Genomic DNA, 16091 nt, shown 5'->3' with positions numbered 1-16091 from the left:
GCGCCCTGCGTCCTTCCCCGGGCGGGGCCCGGGGAAGGACGGTCGACCGTCAGAGCTTCGAGAGCTCGTCGACGAGGTCGTCCAGGCCCAGGGAGCCCTGCGAGAGCGCGGCCATGTGCCAGGCCTTGGGGTCGAAGGAGTCGCCGTGGGCCTTGCGGGCGGCCTCCCGCCCGGCGAGCCAGGCGCGCTCGCCCAGCTTGTAGCCGATGGCCTGCCCCGGCATGCCGAGGTAGCGGATGATCTCGCTGTCGAGCATGGCGTCGCTGAGCCCGTTGAAGCGCCCGAAGAACTCACGCCCCAGCTCCGGCGTCCAGGTCTCGCCCGGACGGTACGGGCTGTCCTGCGGGATCTCCAGCTCCAGGTGCATGCCGATGTCCAGGATGACGCGGGTGGCCCGCAGCATCTGCGCGTTGAGGTAGCCCAGCCGGCGCCCCGCGTCCGTCAGGAAGCCGAGTTCGTCCATGAGGCGCTCGGCGTACAGGGCCCAGCCCTCCGCGTTGGCGCTGACCTGGCCCAGGGTGGCCTGGTAGCGGCTGAGCCGGTCCGCGACGTACACCCACTGCGCGAGCTGCAGGTGGTGGCCGGGGACGCCCTCGTGGTACCAGGTGCTGACCAGGTCCCAGACGGGGAACCGCTCGCGGCCCAGGGTGGGCAGCCAGGTGCGGCCCGGGCGGGAGAAGTCCAGGGAGGGGGCCGTGTAGTACGGCGCGGCGGCGCTGCCGGGCGGAGCGATGCGGGACTCGACGTGCTTGACGGGCTCGGCCAGGTCGAAGTGGGTGCCGTCGAGCGCCGCCATGGCCTCGTCCATCAGGCCCTGCAGCCAGTCGCGGACCGCGTCGACGCCCTCGACGGCCTCGCCGGCCTCGTCCAGGTGGGCCAGCGCCTCCAGCGGGGTGGAGCCGGGCAGCACCTTCTCCGCCTCGACGCGCATCTCGGCGTCGAGGCGCCGGAATTCCTCCCAGCCCCAGGCGTACGCCTCGTCCAGGTCGAGGTCGGAGCCGGTCCAGTAGCGGGCCCAGCGGGCGTACCGCTCGCGGCCGACGGCGTCCGGGGTGCCCTCGACGGCGGGGGCGTAGGTGTCGCGCAGCCAGTCGCGCAGGTCGGCGACGGCGGCGGTGGCGTCGGCGGCACCGCCGTCGAGCTCGGACCGCAGGGCCTGCGGGCCCTCCTTCACGAACTGCGCGAACCAGCTCGCTCCTGCGTCCTCGCCCAGCCACTCGCCGAGCTGCTCGATGACCGTGGCGACCTGGCGCGGCCCGGCCGGCAGCTTGCGGGCGACGCCCTCCTCCAGGGAGGCCCGGTAGCCCGCCAGGGACTCCGGGACCGCGCGCAGCCGGGCGGCGACGGCGGCCCAGTCCTCGTCGGTCCCGGTCGGCATCAGCATGAAGACGCCGCGCACCGAGTGGACGGGGGAGTGCAGGTTGCTCACGGCCCGCAGGCCCTCACCCGCCTCGTGCACGGCCAGCTCGGCGGTGAGCCGCTCGCGCAGCAGCCGGGCGCAGCGGCGCTCGTCGTCGTCCGTCGCCTCGGCCGCGTCGACGTCGGCCAGGGTGCGGCGGGCGAGCCCGGCCTGGGCCTCCAGGCCGGCGGGGCTGAAGTCGGGGAGCCGGTCCTGACCGGTCCGCACCCCCAGGTACGTGGCGGTGATGGGGTCGAGTTCGGTGACCGCGTCGACGTACGCGTCGGCGATCTGGCGGGGCAGCGCGCTGCCGGTGGTGTCGGGCATGGTCACATCCTGGTACGGAGCGGCCTGCTCCGTCATCACCATTGACGATCATATTCCTGACGTGGGCGGGAGCAGTGGGCCGCAGTCCCAGTGCTGGAAGATCAACCGGGTCTCCACGCGCGCGACTTCGGGCCGCGAGGTGAACTCGTCGACGACCAGCCGCTGGAGGTCGCCGGTGCTCGCCACGGCCACGTGGACGAGGTAGTCGTCGGGCCCGGTGAGGTGGAACAGCGCCCGGGACTCGGGCAGTGCCCGCACCCGCTCCACGAACGGGCCGATCAGCTCCCGGCGGTGCGGCCGCACCTGCACCGCCAGCAGTGCCTCCAGCGGCCGCCCGAGCCGGGCCGGGTCGACCCGCAGCTCATGGCCGAGGATCACCCCGGTGCGGCGCAGCCGGCTGACCCGGTCCAGGCAGGTGGACGGGGCCACGCCCACGGCCGCGGCGAGGTCCTTGTAGGTCGTCCGTGCGTCGTTCTGCAGGAGCCGCAGAATCTCGAGGTCGACCGGATCCAGAAGCACGGAATCGGACATCGGCCGAAGTTAACACGGGCTCTCCCCACTACGGACCGGTAGCTGTTCAGCATCGGGCCATGGACACGACAGCATCGGCGCCCACCCGCGCCCTCGCCACCGAGGCCGTGCACGCCGGCCGCGAAGACCTCGCGGACCTCGGCCTGCACGCCGTTCCCCTGGACCTGTCCACCACCTACCCTTCGCGGGACAGCCGCGCCGAGGCCGCCCGGCTGGACGACTTCGCCGTGACCGGTGCCGCGCTGACCGGCCCGCCGGTCTACTCCCGGCTCGACAACCCCACCGTCGCCCGCTTCGAGGCGGCGCTGGCCCGGCTGGAGGGCGCCGAGGCCGCGGTGGCCTTCGCCAGCGGCATGGCCGCCCTCACCGCCACCCTGCTGGCCCGCGCCTCCATGGGGCTGCGCCACGTGGTGGCCGTCCGCCCGCTGTACGGCTGCAGCGACCACCTCCTGACCGGGGGCCTGATCGGCACCGAGGTGACCTGGACCGACCCGGCGGGCATAGCGGACGCCATCGGCCCCGACACCGGCCTGGTGATCGTGGAGACCCCCGCCAACCCGACGCTGGCCGAGGTCGACCTGCGGGCCGTCGCCCACTCCTGCGGCGAGGTGCCGCTGCTGGTCGACAACACCTTCGCCACGCCCGTCCTGCAGCGCCCCCTGGAGAGCGGCGCCAGGATCGTGCTGCACAGCGCCACCAAGTACCTGGGCGGCCACGGCGACGTCCTGGGCGGGGTCATCGCCTGTGACGAGGAGTTCGCCCGCGTGCTGCGCAAGGTGCGCTTCGCCACCGGAGGGGTGCTGCACCCCCTGGCGGGCTACCTGCTGCTGCGCGGGCTGTCCACGCTGCCGGTCCGGGTGAAGGCCGCCTCGGCGACGGCGGCCGCGCTGGCCGAGCGGCTGGCCGCCGACCCGCGGGTGGCGAAGGTGCACTACCCGCGGATCGGCGGCGCCATGGTCGCGTTCGAGGTCCAGGGCGACCCGCACGAGGTGATCGCCGGGGTCCGGCTGATCACCCCGGCGGTCAGCCTCGGGAGCGTCGACACCCTCATCCAGCACCCGGCCTCGATCAGCCACCGCATCGTCGACGAGGGCGACCGCCACAGCTCGGGGGTCAGCGACCGGCTGCTGCGGCTGTCCGTCGGCCTGGAGGACGTCGAGGACCTGTGGGAGGACCTCGACATCGCGCTCAGCGCAGCGACGCGCTCGCGCCGGCCGGTGACAGCGTCGCGGTGATGACCAGCGTGCCGTCCTCGACCTGGTAGTCCAGCGGCAGACCCAGGCGGCGCATCGTCGCGACCATCCCGGTGTTGGTCGCCCGGGTCACCGCGTAGACGCTCTCGCACCCCGCGTCGACGGCCTGGGCGACCAGGCGGCGCAGCAGCTCCAGGCCGATGCCTCGGCGCTGCCAGGCGTCCTCGACCAGCAGGGCGACCTCGGTCTCTTCGCCGTCCCACAGCAGGTGGCCGAGGGCGACGAGCCGGCCGGAGACGGTCTGCACGGCGAGGGTCTGCCCGAAGCGGGGGCTGAGCAGGTGGGTCAGATAGCGGTCCACGTCCGCGACCGGGCCGTGGTAGCGGCGCGTCAGGGTCCTGGCGGAGCAGCGCCCGTGGAGCTCGCGGGCGGCCTCGAGGTCCTCGGGGCCCGCCCGGCGGACGGTGATCTCGTTGCCCTCGGGCAGCGTGAGCACCGCCCGGTCCTCCGGGACCCTGGTGCCCAGGTGCGCGTCGAGCTCGACGAGCGCGCGGGCGCGGGCGAACTCGGTCGGGGTGAACGGGAGGTAGGCGCGTTCCACGGTGATGGTGCCTCCGGCCGGATCGCGCAGCCGCATGACGGTGCCCTCCAGGGTGTCCTCGGTGTCCTCCGTGTCCTCGGCGGGATCGGGGCCGGCCGTACCGGGCGGGGTGGACCTTATCGTGCAGCGGCCGAACAACTGTCGTAGTGCCAGGGGCAGTTCGGCGGCGTCCATGGCGGTGCGGGTGGCGAGGTTCAGCACCCGGGTCGGGGTGTCCACCAGGTCGTGGGCGTCGGCCCGCTCGATCCAGGTGTCGCGCCCGCCCCCGCCGCCCACGGTCCGCGTCAGGTCGCCCGGGGCGAGTGCGGCCGGGGCGCGGACCAGGAACTCGTCCACGGTGCCCTCGGCCAGCGGGTGCGTCTGGAGCGTGAGGATGTCCACGCCCCGCCCCGCCAGGGCCGTGCAGAGGGCGGCGAGGCTGCCCGGCGTGTCGTGCACGGTGGTGCGCACCCGCCACAACGTGGTCCGCGGGTCGGGTCCGCCCACGGCGGAGCTTTCCCCCGGCTCCGTCGTACGGCTCCCGCCGTGGCTCCCGGCGGTCGGCGGTGAATGACCGTGATGGCGTGCCCACCATGTGTGGAAGCCGGCCGTGGCGACGAGCGCGGCGGCCGACAGGCACAGCAGGGCGGGGCCGTCGGGGGCGTGCCCGACGAGATTGGCGATGAGGTCGGCGGTGGCCACGGCCACGAAGAGCGCGGCGAGTTCGATGACGTCGCGGCGCCAGTGGTGCCGCCGGCCCGCGAACGCGGCGGGGGCGGTCGTGGCGGAAGTCAGTTCTCGCATGCAAACACCATGCCGAACTCGTGTTGCGTGATCACGAACGCGTTGTGACCGACGGGTAAAGGGTGTCCCATGTCGGTTAACTCCCCCTTTCAACAATTCCGTCCTGCGACAATCTGCGTAGGCACCGGCCGTAGCGCCGCGCGATGCCACGCTGAGTGACGCGTCCCAGGGGGCCCAGTAGACGCACGTACCACGCCCCCGGTCCACTGAAGGCCGTGACATCCAGCCACACGGACCCGTCGGGCGCGAGGCTCACCACGAACGCCTCCTCCCCGCGTTCCGGGTGGCCGGGGAGCGTCCCGTAGGCGAACCCCACGCGCTCCGGGCCGCGTTCCGCCCACACCACCTCGCACGGCGCGCGCAGCGGGCCGATCCGCAGGGGCACACGCACCCCCGGTGCCGCCTCCGGGGTGCCGGCGGGCACCCGCAGTCCGGTCGCCCGGTGCATCCGCCACCCCATCAGCGCCCGTCCGGCCGCGGCCAGCACCTGGGGGCCCTCGCCGAGCCGGATCCGCTCGTGCAGGTGGTGGAGCCCCGGCGGCGTGGGCCCGCCGGTCCGCGTCACCCCGACCTGCTCGTAGGTGAAACCACCCGTCACGGCGCCGTCCTTCCCGTCCTCGGGAGCCCGCGGAGCACCCTCCCCGCTCGCTCCACGAGGTCTCGAAATCGCCGTATTGCCCCGACGATTTGCACATGCTAAGCCCCGGGGGCGCCGCCCGCCCGCCGGTAGGTGCAGACGTTGACGCCCTTGTCGCTGGTGACCGTGGAGACCAGTGCGAAGGTGCGCAGCGCGCCGTCCTCGGGGAAGAGCGACTTGCCGCCGCCGAGGAGGACGGGCGTGACCATGAGGCGGAGTTCGTCGACCAGGTCCTCGCTCAGCAGGGTGCGCGCGAGCGTGGGGCTGCCCATCACCACGATGTCGCCGCCGGGCGCCTCCTGCAGCTCCTTGATCCGGGCGACGGCTTCGCCGCCGGGGATACGGGTGGTGTTGTGCCAGGCCAGCTCGGAGTCGCCGAGCGTGCCGGACACGACGTACTTCGGCAGCGCGTTCATCCGGTCCGCGAAGGGGTCACCGGCCCGCTCGGGCCACGCGCCGGCCATCGCCGCCCACGTGCGGCGCCCGTACAGCAGCGCGTCGGCCTTGCCGACCGCCTCGTCGAAGGCGCCGCCCACGACCTCCGGGTCGAAGAAGGGGTGCGTCCAACCGCCGTTGGCGAAGCCGCCGTCGGTGTCCTCCTCCGGTCCGCCCGGCGCCTGCACCACGCCGTCGAGGCTGATGAACTCGGTGATCACGATGCGCATGGGATTCGCTCCTCGTCTTCGTCGTCACTCGCCGCCGTCACTGCAAGGGAGACCGTCGCACTGCCCCGGAATCATCGCGCCCAGGAGGCGAGGCGAGGTGACCTGGACCACATCCCTGCGGATCGAGACGGAATCCGACCGCCGCCGACCGGCTGTGATCGCCAGGAGCTGTTCCCGCAGTACTTCTGCACTTCTGCCCGGACGTCGCACCGGAGGAGGCACGGGTACTGGCCGCCGTCCAGGGACCCAGCGACGTGGCCCGCTTCGGCTTCGTGTCGGGACCGCCGGCCTGGCGCGAGCACCCATGCCACTCCGTCGTCGCGGAGAACGACCAGATCATCCCGCCGGACCTGGAACGCTTCGTGGCCGAGCGCATGGGGGCCGCGACGGTATCGGTGCCCGGCGCCGGCCATCTGGTCATGGTCTCCCGGCCGCGGGCCGTGGCAGACGTGATCCTGGCGGCCGCCCGCTGAGCACCGGACGCCCGGCGGCGCGCTCGCACCGCCGGGCGCCGGCCCGTCGCAGCCCCCGCTGCCGTCCGTGGCTACTGGCCGACCAGCCCCGCCCGGAGCACCTTCGTGAACAGCACCGAGCCGTCCTGCTCGCGCAGCCGCACCGTCATGTCCCCGGAGTGGCCGTCGATGTCGACCTGCCCGAAGAACTGGTAGCCCTCGGCGGGCGAGACGTTCGAGGCCGTCGGGGCCTTCACGAAGACCCGCTCCGGGCCGAAGGTGCCGTCCAGCGCGCTCGCCGGGAAGGCACCCGCGTTCAGCGGACCGGAGACGAACTCCCAGAACGGCTCGAAGTCCGTGAACGCCGCGCGGGAGGGCTGGTAGTGCTGCGCCGAGGTGTGGTGGACGTCGGCGGTCAGCCACACCGTGCCCGTGATCCTGCGGTGCTTGACGAACCGCAGCAGTTCGGCGATCTGCAGCTCGCGGCCGAGCGGCGCGCCGGGCTCGCCCTGCGCGACGGCCTCGATGTTCGGCCGGCCCTCCGTGGTGTCGGGCACCACCAGCCCGAGCGGCATGTCGGCGGCGATCACCTTCCACACCGCGCGCGACCGCGAAAGCTCCCGCTTCAGCCACTCCAACTGCTCACGGCCGAGGATGCCCTGCGGGTCGTGGGCCTGGTCGTCGGGGGAGTTGGCGTTGCGGTGGGTGCGCATGTCGAGGACGAAGACGTCCAGCAGGGGACCCTGCCGCAGCACCCGGTACACCCGGCCGGCGCCGTCCGGCCGCAGCGAGGAGAGGGGGAAGTACTCGGCGAACGCCCGCCGCGCCCGGGCCGCGAGGACGTCCACGCTCTTCTCGGTGTAGCGCGGGTCCGAGGCGGCGATCACCTCGCCGGGGTACCAGTTGTTGCGGACCTCGTGGTCGTCCCACTGGATGACCGACGGCACCCGGGCGTTGAAGCGCCGCAGGTTCTCGTCGAGCAGGTTGTAGCGGAAGTTGCCGCGGAACTCGGCCAGCGTCTCGGCGACCTTGGACTTCTCCTCCGTGGTGACGTTGCGGTAGGCGCTGCCGTCGGGGAGGGCCTGGGTCGCCGCGATCGGGCCGTCGGCGTAGATGTTGTCACCGCTGCACAGGAAGAAGTCCGGGTCCACCGCGCCCATCGCGTCGAAGATGCGGTAGCCGCCGATGTCGGGGTTGATGCCCCAGCCCTGCCCGGCCAGGTCGCCCGACCACACGAAGCGCACGCCGCCGTGCCGTCCGTCCGGCGCCGTGCGGAAGGTGCCCGTGACCGGCGCGCCGGTGCGGCGCGGGTCGTCGGGGTCGGCCAGCAGCACCCGGTAGTGGACCTGCTCACCGCCCGGCAGGCCGTGCAGCCGGGTCACCCCGGTGAAGTCGGTGCCGGGGCCGACCACCGGGCCGGGGAAGCGCCGGGTGTGCCGGAACGACCCGGTCGCCGAGGTCTCCACCACCATCCGCGCCGGCCGGTCCGCGCGCACCCACACCAGGCCGCCCGACGCGGTCACGTCGCCGGTCTGCACCCCCGACGTCGCCGCCGGCCTCCCCGACAGGGCCAGCGCGGGCGCGGCCGCCGCGGGCACCAGCAGCGCCCCGGAGGCCGCCAGCCCGCCCCTCAGCACCGAGCGCCGCCCGACCGTGCTCCCGGATCCGTCCGCCATCCCGACCTCCCGCGTCGCAGCCGCGTACGCCGGAATGCGTCCGCCCCACGTTCCTACTCGCGCCGCGTGCCGTCGATCCGAACGCCCGGTGAACAACCGGCCCGCGCCGTACGGCGGCGCCCACCCGCTCCGCGCGCACCCACGTGCGTCCCGTGCGGCGAAACCCCCTGGTAACCACGGGCTCCGCCGCCATACGATGTCCCGAATCCGGCGGCCGCGATCACCCGATCGCCCTACCCGCGCCCCGTACTCCCTCCCCGGGAGCGCACCGGCGCCCCCATGATGACTGCAGATCAGACACCGCACGCCTTCCAGGTCGACCTGCGCGGCCTGGTGGACCTCCTCTCCCACCACCTCTACTCCAGCCCCAAGGTCTACCTGCGCGAACTGCTGCAGAACGGTGTCGACGCGATCACCGCCCGCCGGGCCGAACAGCCCGACGCCCCCGCCCGGGTGCTCCTGCACGCCGAGGGCGGCCGGCTGCGCGTGACGGACACCGGCGTCGGCCTCACCGAGTCCGACGTGCACGAGCTGCTCGCCACCATCGGCCGCAGCTCCAAGCGCGACGGGCTGGAGAACGCCCGCTCGGAGTTCCTCGGTCAGTTCGGCATCGGGCTGCTCGCCTGCTTCGTCGTCGCGGCGGAGATCCGCGTCGTCAGCCGGTCCGCCCGTACCCAGGACGCCCCGCCCGTCGAGTGGACCGCCCGTGACGACGGCTCGTACACCGTCCGCACGCTGCCGCGGCAGGACCACCCCGAGCCCGGTACGACCGTCCACCTGACCGCCCGGCCGGGCGCGGCGGAGTGGCTTGCCGAGGAGCGCGTGCTCGCCCTCGCCAAGGACTTCGGGTCTCTGCTGCCGTACGACGTGCGGGTCGGCGACACGCCCGTCAGCGAGCGCCCGCCGGTCTGGGAGCGCCCGCACCCCGGGCAGGCGGCCCGCCGGGTCGCGCTCGCCCGGCACTGCCACGAGCAGTTCGGCTTCACCCCGCTCGACGTCATCGACCTCGACGTCCCCCTCGCGGGCGTGCGCGGCGTCGGCTACGTCCTGCCCGCCGCGGTCAGCCCCGCCCAGCGCGCCGGGCACCGCGTCCACCTCAAGGGCATGCTGCTGACCGACCGGGCGGACGAACTCCTCCCGGAGTGGGCCTTCTTCGTCCGCTGCGTGATCGACACCGACAGCCTGCGCCCCACCGCGTCCCGCGAGAGCCTGTACGCCGACGAGACGCTCGCCGCCGTCCGCGAGGCCCTCGGCGAACGCATACGCGGCTGGCTGACCGAACTCGCCGCGGGCGACCGGGAACGGCTCGCCCAGTTCCTCGCCGTCCACCACCTCGGCGTCAAGTCGCTCGCCCGGCACGACGCCGGGATGCTCCGCACGATGCTGCCGTGGCTGCCGTTCGAGACCACCGACGGACAGCTGTCGCTCGAGGAGTTCGCCCGCCGCCACCCCGTCGTCCACTTCACCCGCACCGTCGAGGAGTACCGCCAGGTCGCGGCCATCGCCTCCGCGCAGGGCATCGGCGTCGTCAACGGCGGCTACACCTACGACGCCGACCTGGTCGAGCTGCTGCCGACCGTGCGTCCCGGCACCGCCGTGGCCGAACTCGACGCGGACACCGTGACCGCGCACCTCGACCCCGTCGACCCCGCCGAGGAACTCGCCCTGTCCGGCTTCCTCGCCGCGGCCCGCGCCAGGCTCGACCCGCTCGGCTGCGACGTGTCGCTTCGCACCTTCCACCCCATCACCGTCCCCGCGCTGCACCTGGACGACCGGGCCGCCCGCCACGAACGCGCCCGCGCCGAGGAGGAGGAGCAGGCCGACGAGCTGTGGGCGGGCATCCTCGGCTCCCTGCGCGGCGGCGCCCCGCGCGCCCGGCTCGTCCTGAACCACCTCAACCCGCTGGTCCGGCGGATCAGCGCCTTCACCGACCCCGAACTCGTCGGCACCGCCGCCGAGGCGCTGTACGGCCAGGCCCTGCTGATGGCCCAGCGCCCGCTGCGCCCCGCCGACTCCGCGCTCCTCAACCGCGCCTTCCTCGGCCTGCTGCAGTGGGCGGCGCAGACCGCGGACAGCCCCGCGGGCAAGCCCGCCGACGCCGAACAGGAGGACGGCCGATGAGCACCCGGGACCCGGCGGTCGAGACCGTACGCCGCGCCCTGCACCACAACCGGGAGGAGCCCGAGGGCCGCGCCCGCAACGCCGGCGCGGAGCGGCTCGTCGCCGAGGCCGGGGCCACCGGCGACACCCCGCTGCTCCTCGAGGCCCTGTTCAACCTCGCCAACGCCTACGCCTACAGCAGCGAGAAGGACAAGTTCTTCGTGCCCTTCGCCCGCCTGCTGCGCATGTGGGACGAGCGGCCCGGGGACTTCGACGGCGCGAACACCCACCACCTGCACTGGATCTTCAAGTGGGTGGCCAACGGCATGCTCGACCAGCCCGACGTCCCGCTCGCCTCCATCGAGAAGTGGCACCGCGAGATGGAGCACCGCTACCGCCTCGCCGGTCACTCCGAACGCGCCGTACGTCAGGGCGAGTTCCGCATCGCCCGGCACCGCGGTGACACCGCCCGCGCCGAGGCCGCCCACGCCGCCTGGCTCGCCGCCGACCGCGACGGCATGGCCGACTGCCACGCCTGCGAACTCCACGGCCAGGGCAGCTGGCAGGTCGAACGCGGCCGTGACGAGGAGGCGCTGAGCACCTGGGAGCCGGTCCTGACGGGGCAGTACACCTGCGCCCACGAGCCGCACAACGTGCTGGCGTCCTCGCTGCTGCCTCTGGTCCGGCTCGGCCGGCTCGACGAGGCGCGCGCCCACCACCTGCGCGGCCACCGCCTGGTGCGCGCCATGGAGAGCATGCGCGGCGCGGTCTCCTCCCACGTCGAGTTCTGTGCCCTGACCGGCAACGAGGCACGGGCCCTGGAGATCCTCGCCGAGCATCCCGCGTACTTCACCGACACCGGCGACCCCGACACGCTCATGGACCACCTGGTCGTCACCGCGCTCCTGATGCGCCGCCTGCTCGCCCTCGGCCACGCCGGCCGCGGCGTCCCCGGCCCGGCCGGCACCGAGTGGACCGCCCGCACCCTGCTCGCCCACGCCGAGCGCGAGGCCGCCGCCGTCGCCGCGCGTTTCGACGCCCGCAACGGCAACGACGCCGTCAGCCGCCGCATGCGCGAGCGCCTCGGCGCCGAGCCCCTCGTGGAGCGGCTCCCGCTGGGCGTCCGGGCCAGGCAGCGCCTGACCACGCCCGCCCGCCCGCAGCCCGCACCGGCCGCCGAAGCGGCCGTACCCGCGGGCGCGGCGGACGTCCCCGCACTGCTCGCCGAGGCCCGCAGGCTCAGCGCCGCCCAGCACCCCGACGCGGGCGCCGCATGGGCCACCGCGGGCCGTGCCGCGGACAGCACCGGCACCGTCCTGGACGACCTGTCCCGCGCCGAGATCGCCGACCACGCCGGCATCGGCGCCTTCGCCGACCCCGGCACCGCCGTACCGCTCTTCGACACCGCCGCCGGGCTGTTCGAGGCGGCCGGCAAGCCCGGCGAGGCCGCGGCCTGCCGTGCCCGCGCCGCCTACGCGGTGGCCGTCGCGGAACAAAGCGGCCGGGCCCTGACCGCGCTCGACGCGGCCGTCTACGCCCTGCGCGAGCTGCACGGCACCGGCCGGGCCACCGCCCGCCAGCTCACCGGGGCCTGGCTGGCCCGGCTCCACCTGCGGCCGCCCGGCGCCGAGAGCGAGGCGGAACTGCTGCGGATCATCGCCTTCGCCGAGGAGCACCGCGACGAGGACCGGATGGCCGGACGGCTCGCCGACGCGATCGCGCTGCACGCCCGCCACACCGCCGCGCGCGGCGACCTCGCGACCGCCGCCGAGCTCTTCGCCCGGGCCGCCCGCCTCCACCACGAGGCCGGAACCCCGTGGCACGCCGCCGAGCCCGAGGCGCTCCTCGCCGACCTCTCCCTCCAGCGGGACGACCACACCACCGCGGAGCGGTCCGCCCGCGCCGCGCTGGAGGACGGCGCCGCGGGCCTGGGCCCGGTGCACCGGGCCCACCTGCACACCGTGCTCGCCGCCGCGCTCGCCGAGCGCGGCGCCGACGCCGAGGCCGCCGACCACGCCCTGGAGGGCGCCCACTGGGCCGACGAGGGCGACATGTCCGAGGAGCTCGGCGCCTGGGCACGGCTCGTGCTCGGCGGGGCGCTGCTGCGCGAGGACAGGTCCGCCGAGGCCGCCACCGTCCTGGAGACCGCCCTGCCCGACCTGGTGCGCGCCCACCACGACGGGCGCGTCGTCCAGGCCCGCTGGTGGCTGGGGGACGCACTGCGCGACCTGGACGAGCCGCGCGCCGCCGCCGAGCAGTTCCTGCTCGCCGCGGAGATCGCGCAGGGCTGGGAGGAGCAGCAGGACCACGCCGTCCTCGCGAACCTCGCCGCCGACTCCCTGGAACGGGCCGGCCTGGCCGGCGAGGCCGCACAGGCGTACACCCGCGCCGGTGAGCTCTGGCGTGCCCTGGAGCGTCCCGTCCCCCTCGTCCGCTCGCTGCGCGCCCGGGCCTGGCTCGCCCTCCACGACGGCCAGGGCGGGCTCGCCGTGGGCCGCTCGGTGATGGCCGAGGCCGTCGCGGTGGCCGAGGAGGCGCTGGCCGCGGCGACGGCGGCCGGTGACGGGGACGCCGCGGCTCACCTGCGCGCCGAACTGGCGGGGACCCACCGGCAGACCGGCGAACTGGTCGTCCGCTCCTGCCCCGGTGAGCCCGGCGAGGACGACACGGACGGCTCGGCGCGCGCCGCGTACGAGGAGGGCCTGGCCTGCGCGGAACGCGCGATCGCCGTCTTCGAACCGGGTCCCGCGCGCAGCGCGGCCCAGCTGATGGCCGCCTGGCTCGAGGCCGATCTGGGACGGCACGCCGCGGCCGCGGAGCGGGCCCGGGCCGTGATCGCCCTGTACGGGGGCGAGGACGGCGGTCCGGCGGACGAGGTCGCCGAGCAGCGATGGGCCGAGGCGCGCTCCGTCCTCGAATACGTCGGCGAGCGGTCCGCCGGACCGGAGCAGGCACAGGGCGGGGAGGCACAGGGCGGGGAGGCACAGGGCGGGGAGGCACGGGCCGGGCAGGCGTAGCCCCGGCCGCCGGCACGGTCCCGACCGAGAAGGAGCAGGCCGTGGAGGGTTAGTCTGAATGGTGGCTTTTGCCGTTTCCCGGCACGCGAGGAGGCCACCGTGACAGCCGAAGCCCTCCGGTCCGAGTTCGCACCGGCCGACGGCCGGTACCTGCCGATCGCCGCCCACGGGCTCATCGGCGACCTGCGCAGCGCCGCGCTCGTCGGCACGAACGGCACCATCGACTGGTACTGCTCGGGGCGCTTCGACGCCCCCAGCATCTTCGCCTCGATCCTCGACGCAGACCGGGGCGGCAGCTTCGAGCTGGCCGCGGACGTGCCCGCGCGCACCAAGCAGTTCTACTTCCCCGACACCAACGTGCTGATCACCCGGTTCTTCGCCGAGGACGGCATGGGCGAGGTGCAGGACTTCATGCCGGTGGTCGACGACTCCCACGAGGCCGACCGGCACCGCCTGATCCGCCGCGTGGTCTGCGTGCGGGGCGTGCTGCCGTTCCGGATGCGGGTGGCGCCGCGCTTCGAGTACGGCAGCGTGCCGCACACCGTCCACATGAACGGGATGCAGGCGCTCTTCGCCACCCCGGCCCAGACCCTCGCCCTGACCTGCTCGGTGCCGCTGGAGAACGACGGCCGGGACGTGTGGGCCCAGTTCAAGCTCTCCGAGGGCGAGACCGCCGTCTTCGCCCTGGACCAGGTCGGCGACGGTGTCGGCCCCCGCGGCTGCCCGCTGACCGAGGCGGAGGACCAGTTCGAGAAGACCGTGCGCTACTGGCGCCACTGGCTCTCCCAGTCGAAGTACCGCGGACGCTGGCGCGAGATGGTGCACCGGTCCGCGCTGACCCTGAAGCTGCTCACCTACGCGCCGACCGGCGCCATCATCGCCGCGCCCACCACCAGCCTCCCCGAGCGCATCGGCGGGGAGCGCAACTGGGACTACCGCTACGTCTGGATCCGCGACGCGGCCTTCTGCGTCTACGCGCTGCTCCGGCTGGGCTTCACCGACGAGGCCGAGGCCTTCATGAACTTCCTGTCGGACCGCATCTGCATGGGGGGACCCCGCTGCACCACCGGCCCGTTGCAGATCATGTACGGCATCGACGGCCGCTCCGAACTGCCCGAACGGGAGCTGGACCACCTGGAGGGGTACGCGGGTTCCGCGCCGGTCCGGGTGGGCAACAATGCCGTCCACCAACTCCAGCTGGACATCTACGGCGAGCTCATCGACTCCCTCTACCTGTACGACAAGTGGGGCAAGCCGATCTCCAGCAGCCACTGGGACACCGTCTGCGAACTCGTGGACTGGGTCTGCGACAACTGGGACCAGCCCGACGAGGGCATCTGGGAGACCCGCGGCGGCCGCAAGAACTTCCTGTACTCCCGCGTGATGTGCTGGGTGGCGATCGAGCGCGGCATCCGCATGGCGAACCACCGCGGCCTGCCCGCCAACCGCGAGCGCTGGTACGGCGCCCGCGACTCCATCTACCGGCGGATCATGAGGAACGGCTGGTCGCAGGCCCGCGGTGCGTTCACCCAGAGCGAGGGCGAGGACGTGCTGGACGCGTCGGTGCTGATGATGCCGCTGTCGAAGTTCATCTCGCCGACCGACCCCAAGTGGCTCTCGACGCTCGACGCCCTCGGCAAGGACCTGGTCTCCGACTCCCTGGTCTACCGCTACGACCCCCTGTCGAGCCCGGACGGCCTGCCCGGCGACGAGGGCACCTTCTCCATCTGCTCCTTCTGGTACGTCGAGGCCCTCACCCGCGCCGGGCGCAAGGACGAGGCGCGGCTGGCCTTCGAGAAGATGCTCACCTACGGCAACCACCTCGGCCTGTACGCCGAGGAGATCGACCGCGCCGGCGAACTGCGCGGCAACTTCCCGCAGGCCTTCACGCACCTGGCCCTGATCAGCGCTGCCTTCAACCTGGACCGGGCGCTGGGCTAACCGCCCGTGCCGTGCCGGACCCACACGTTGGGCTCCACGTACACGGCGTGGTCGTGCGCGGTGTCGCAGTGCACGGGGACCAGCGCGCCGGGCACCTCGACGGCGCCGTCGCGGTCGAAGGGGAGCCCCGTCCAGCGCCGCCACTGGGCCAGCGTCCCGCTGACCGTCATGGAGGCCGGCGCGACCTTCACGACGACGCCGCCGGCCCTGACGTGCACCCGCAGCCAGGGGTCCTCGGGGAGCCCGTCCTCGCGCAGCAGGCCGACGTACTCGGTCATGGGGAGCCGCGGACGCAGGTGCTTGGCCGTGGGCCGGACCGGGGCGAGCAGCGCGTCGTGGCCCAGGTCCCCCGCGGTGTCGCGCAGCGCGGCCACCATGCGGTGCGACAGGCCGCGCCCCAGGTACCCGGTGTCGATGGTGATCTCCAGCGCGCTGACGGCCGTCGCCGGACGCCCGTCGCGCAGGTCGCCGTACGCCCACACCAGGACGCGGTCCCAGCCCTGGTCGGGTGTCTCCTCGCGGCCCTCGCCGGTGGCGTCGAAGGGGACGGCGAACCCGCGCGCCACGACGCGGTCGCCGTCGGTGGCGACGACGCAAGTCCGCGGGAAGTCCTCGGCCACCCGGTGCAACAGGGCTCCGGCGACCGGGTCCTGGGGGACGAAGGCCGGCCAGTTCCCGGTGATCTCCCAGAGCCGGGGGACCAGGGCGGGGCGCTCGGCGAGCGTGGTGATGCGGAGGGTGCCGGTGTCGTTCACGAGGCGGCACCCTG

General features: G+C 74.1%; 12 protein-coding genes. 5 read left to right on the top strand and 7 right to left on the bottom strand.

Annotated features, from left to right (window positions below; translation table 11 throughout):
• Window positions 1-49 precede the first annotated feature (49 nt).
• A complete protein-coding gene (locus tag AC1VWI_RS08905; protein WP_499510411.1) occupies window positions 50-1726 on the bottom strand; it encodes a DUF885 domain-containing protein in 1677 nt (558 codons plus the stop codon).
• 48 nt (window positions 1727-1774) lie between these two features.
• Window positions 1775-2257 carry an Lrp/AsnC family transcriptional regulator gene (locus AC1VWI_RS08900; protein ID WP_431964617.1) on the bottom strand — a complete coding sequence of 161 codons (483 nt, stop codon included), beginning with the start codon at window positions 2255-2257 and terminating at the stop codon, window positions 1775-1777.
• A gap of 59 nt (window positions 2258-2316) precedes the next feature.
• Between AC1VWI_RS08900 and AC1VWI_RS08895 the strand changes: the two genes are divergently transcribed.
• Window positions 2317-3492, top strand: coding sequence for a trans-sulfuration enzyme family protein (locus AC1VWI_RS08895; RefSeq protein ID WP_499510410.1), 1176 nt, complete (start codon window positions 2317-2319; stop codon window positions 3490-3492).
• Here the strand turns inward: AC1VWI_RS08895 and AC1VWI_RS08890 are convergent.
• The 3 genes from AC1VWI_RS08890 to AC1VWI_RS08880 all read right to left on the bottom strand — a co-directional run bounded on the left by AC1VWI_RS08890 (window position 3446) and on the right by AC1VWI_RS08880 (window position 6136).
• On the bottom strand, window positions 3446-4834 hold the full coding sequence (locus AC1VWI_RS08890) for a GNAT family N-acetyltransferase (protein WP_499510409.1): 1389 nt from the start codon (window positions 4832-4834) through the stop codon (window positions 3446-3448). The genes AC1VWI_RS08895 and AC1VWI_RS08890 overlap by 47 nt on opposite strands.
• Before the next feature lie 76 nt (window positions 4835-4910).
• Window positions 4911-5432 (bottom strand): DUF1990 domain-containing protein, encoded by a 522-nt coding sequence (locus AC1VWI_RS08885; protein WP_499510408.1) that lies wholly within the window; start codon window positions 5430-5432, stop codon window positions 4911-4913.
• Between the two features lie 98 nt (window positions 5433-5530).
• Window positions 5531-6136 (bottom strand): dihydrofolate reductase family protein, encoded by a 606-nt coding sequence (locus AC1VWI_RS08880; RefSeq protein WP_499510407.1) that lies wholly within the window; start codon window positions 6134-6136, stop codon window positions 5531-5533.
• Window positions 6137-6321: 185 nt separating this feature from the next.
• Between AC1VWI_RS08880 and AC1VWI_RS08875 the strand changes: the two genes are divergently transcribed.
• Window positions 6322-6609, top strand: coding sequence for an alpha/beta fold hydrolase (locus tag AC1VWI_RS08875; protein ID WP_499516749.1), 288 nt, complete (start codon window positions 6322-6324; stop codon window positions 6607-6609).
• Window positions 6610-6680: 71 nt separating this feature from the next.
• Here AC1VWI_RS08875 and AC1VWI_RS08870 read toward each other — a convergent pair whose 3' ends face one another.
• Window positions 6681-8264: an alkaline phosphatase D family protein gene (locus tag AC1VWI_RS08870; protein ID WP_499510406.1), complete on the bottom strand. Its 1584-nt coding sequence runs from the start codon at window positions 8262-8264 to the stop codon at window positions 6681-6683.
• A gap of 282 nt (window positions 8265-8546) precedes the next feature.
• On the opposite strand from AC1VWI_RS08870, the gene AC1VWI_RS08865 reads away from it, so the two are divergent.
• From AC1VWI_RS08865 to AC1VWI_RS08855, 3 genes are all read left to right on the top strand, one after another.
• Window positions 8547-10385, top strand: coding sequence for an HSP90 family protein (locus tag AC1VWI_RS08865; RefSeq protein WP_499516748.1), 1839 nt, complete (start codon window positions 8547-8549; stop codon window positions 10383-10385).
• The gene (locus AC1VWI_RS08860; RefSeq protein WP_499510405.1) at window positions 10382-13381 is read left to right on the top strand and encodes an ATP-binding protein; all 3000 of its coding nucleotides are present in this window, start codon (window positions 10382-10384) and stop codon (window positions 13379-13381) included. The genes AC1VWI_RS08865 and AC1VWI_RS08860 overlap by 4 nt, the downstream gene beginning before the upstream one ends.
• Before the next feature lie 99 nt (window positions 13382-13480).
• Window positions 13481-15322, top strand: coding sequence for a glycoside hydrolase family 15 protein (locus tag AC1VWI_RS08855; RefSeq protein ID WP_499510404.1), 1842 nt, complete (start codon window positions 13481-13483; stop codon window positions 15320-15322).
• Here the strand turns inward: AC1VWI_RS08855 and AC1VWI_RS08850 are convergent.
• A complete protein-coding gene (locus tag AC1VWI_RS08850; protein WP_499510403.1) occupies window positions 15319-16077 on the bottom strand; it encodes an N-acetyltransferase in 759 nt (252 codons plus the stop codon). The genes AC1VWI_RS08855 and AC1VWI_RS08850 overlap by 4 nt on opposite strands.
• Between the last annotated feature and the right edge of the window lie 14 nt (window positions 16078-16091).

Source organism: Streptomyces sp. TOM-9, assembly GCF_056858595.1.
Note: the sequence above shows the minus strand (reverse complement) of the source record. Positions and strands in the feature narration are given on the sequence as shown.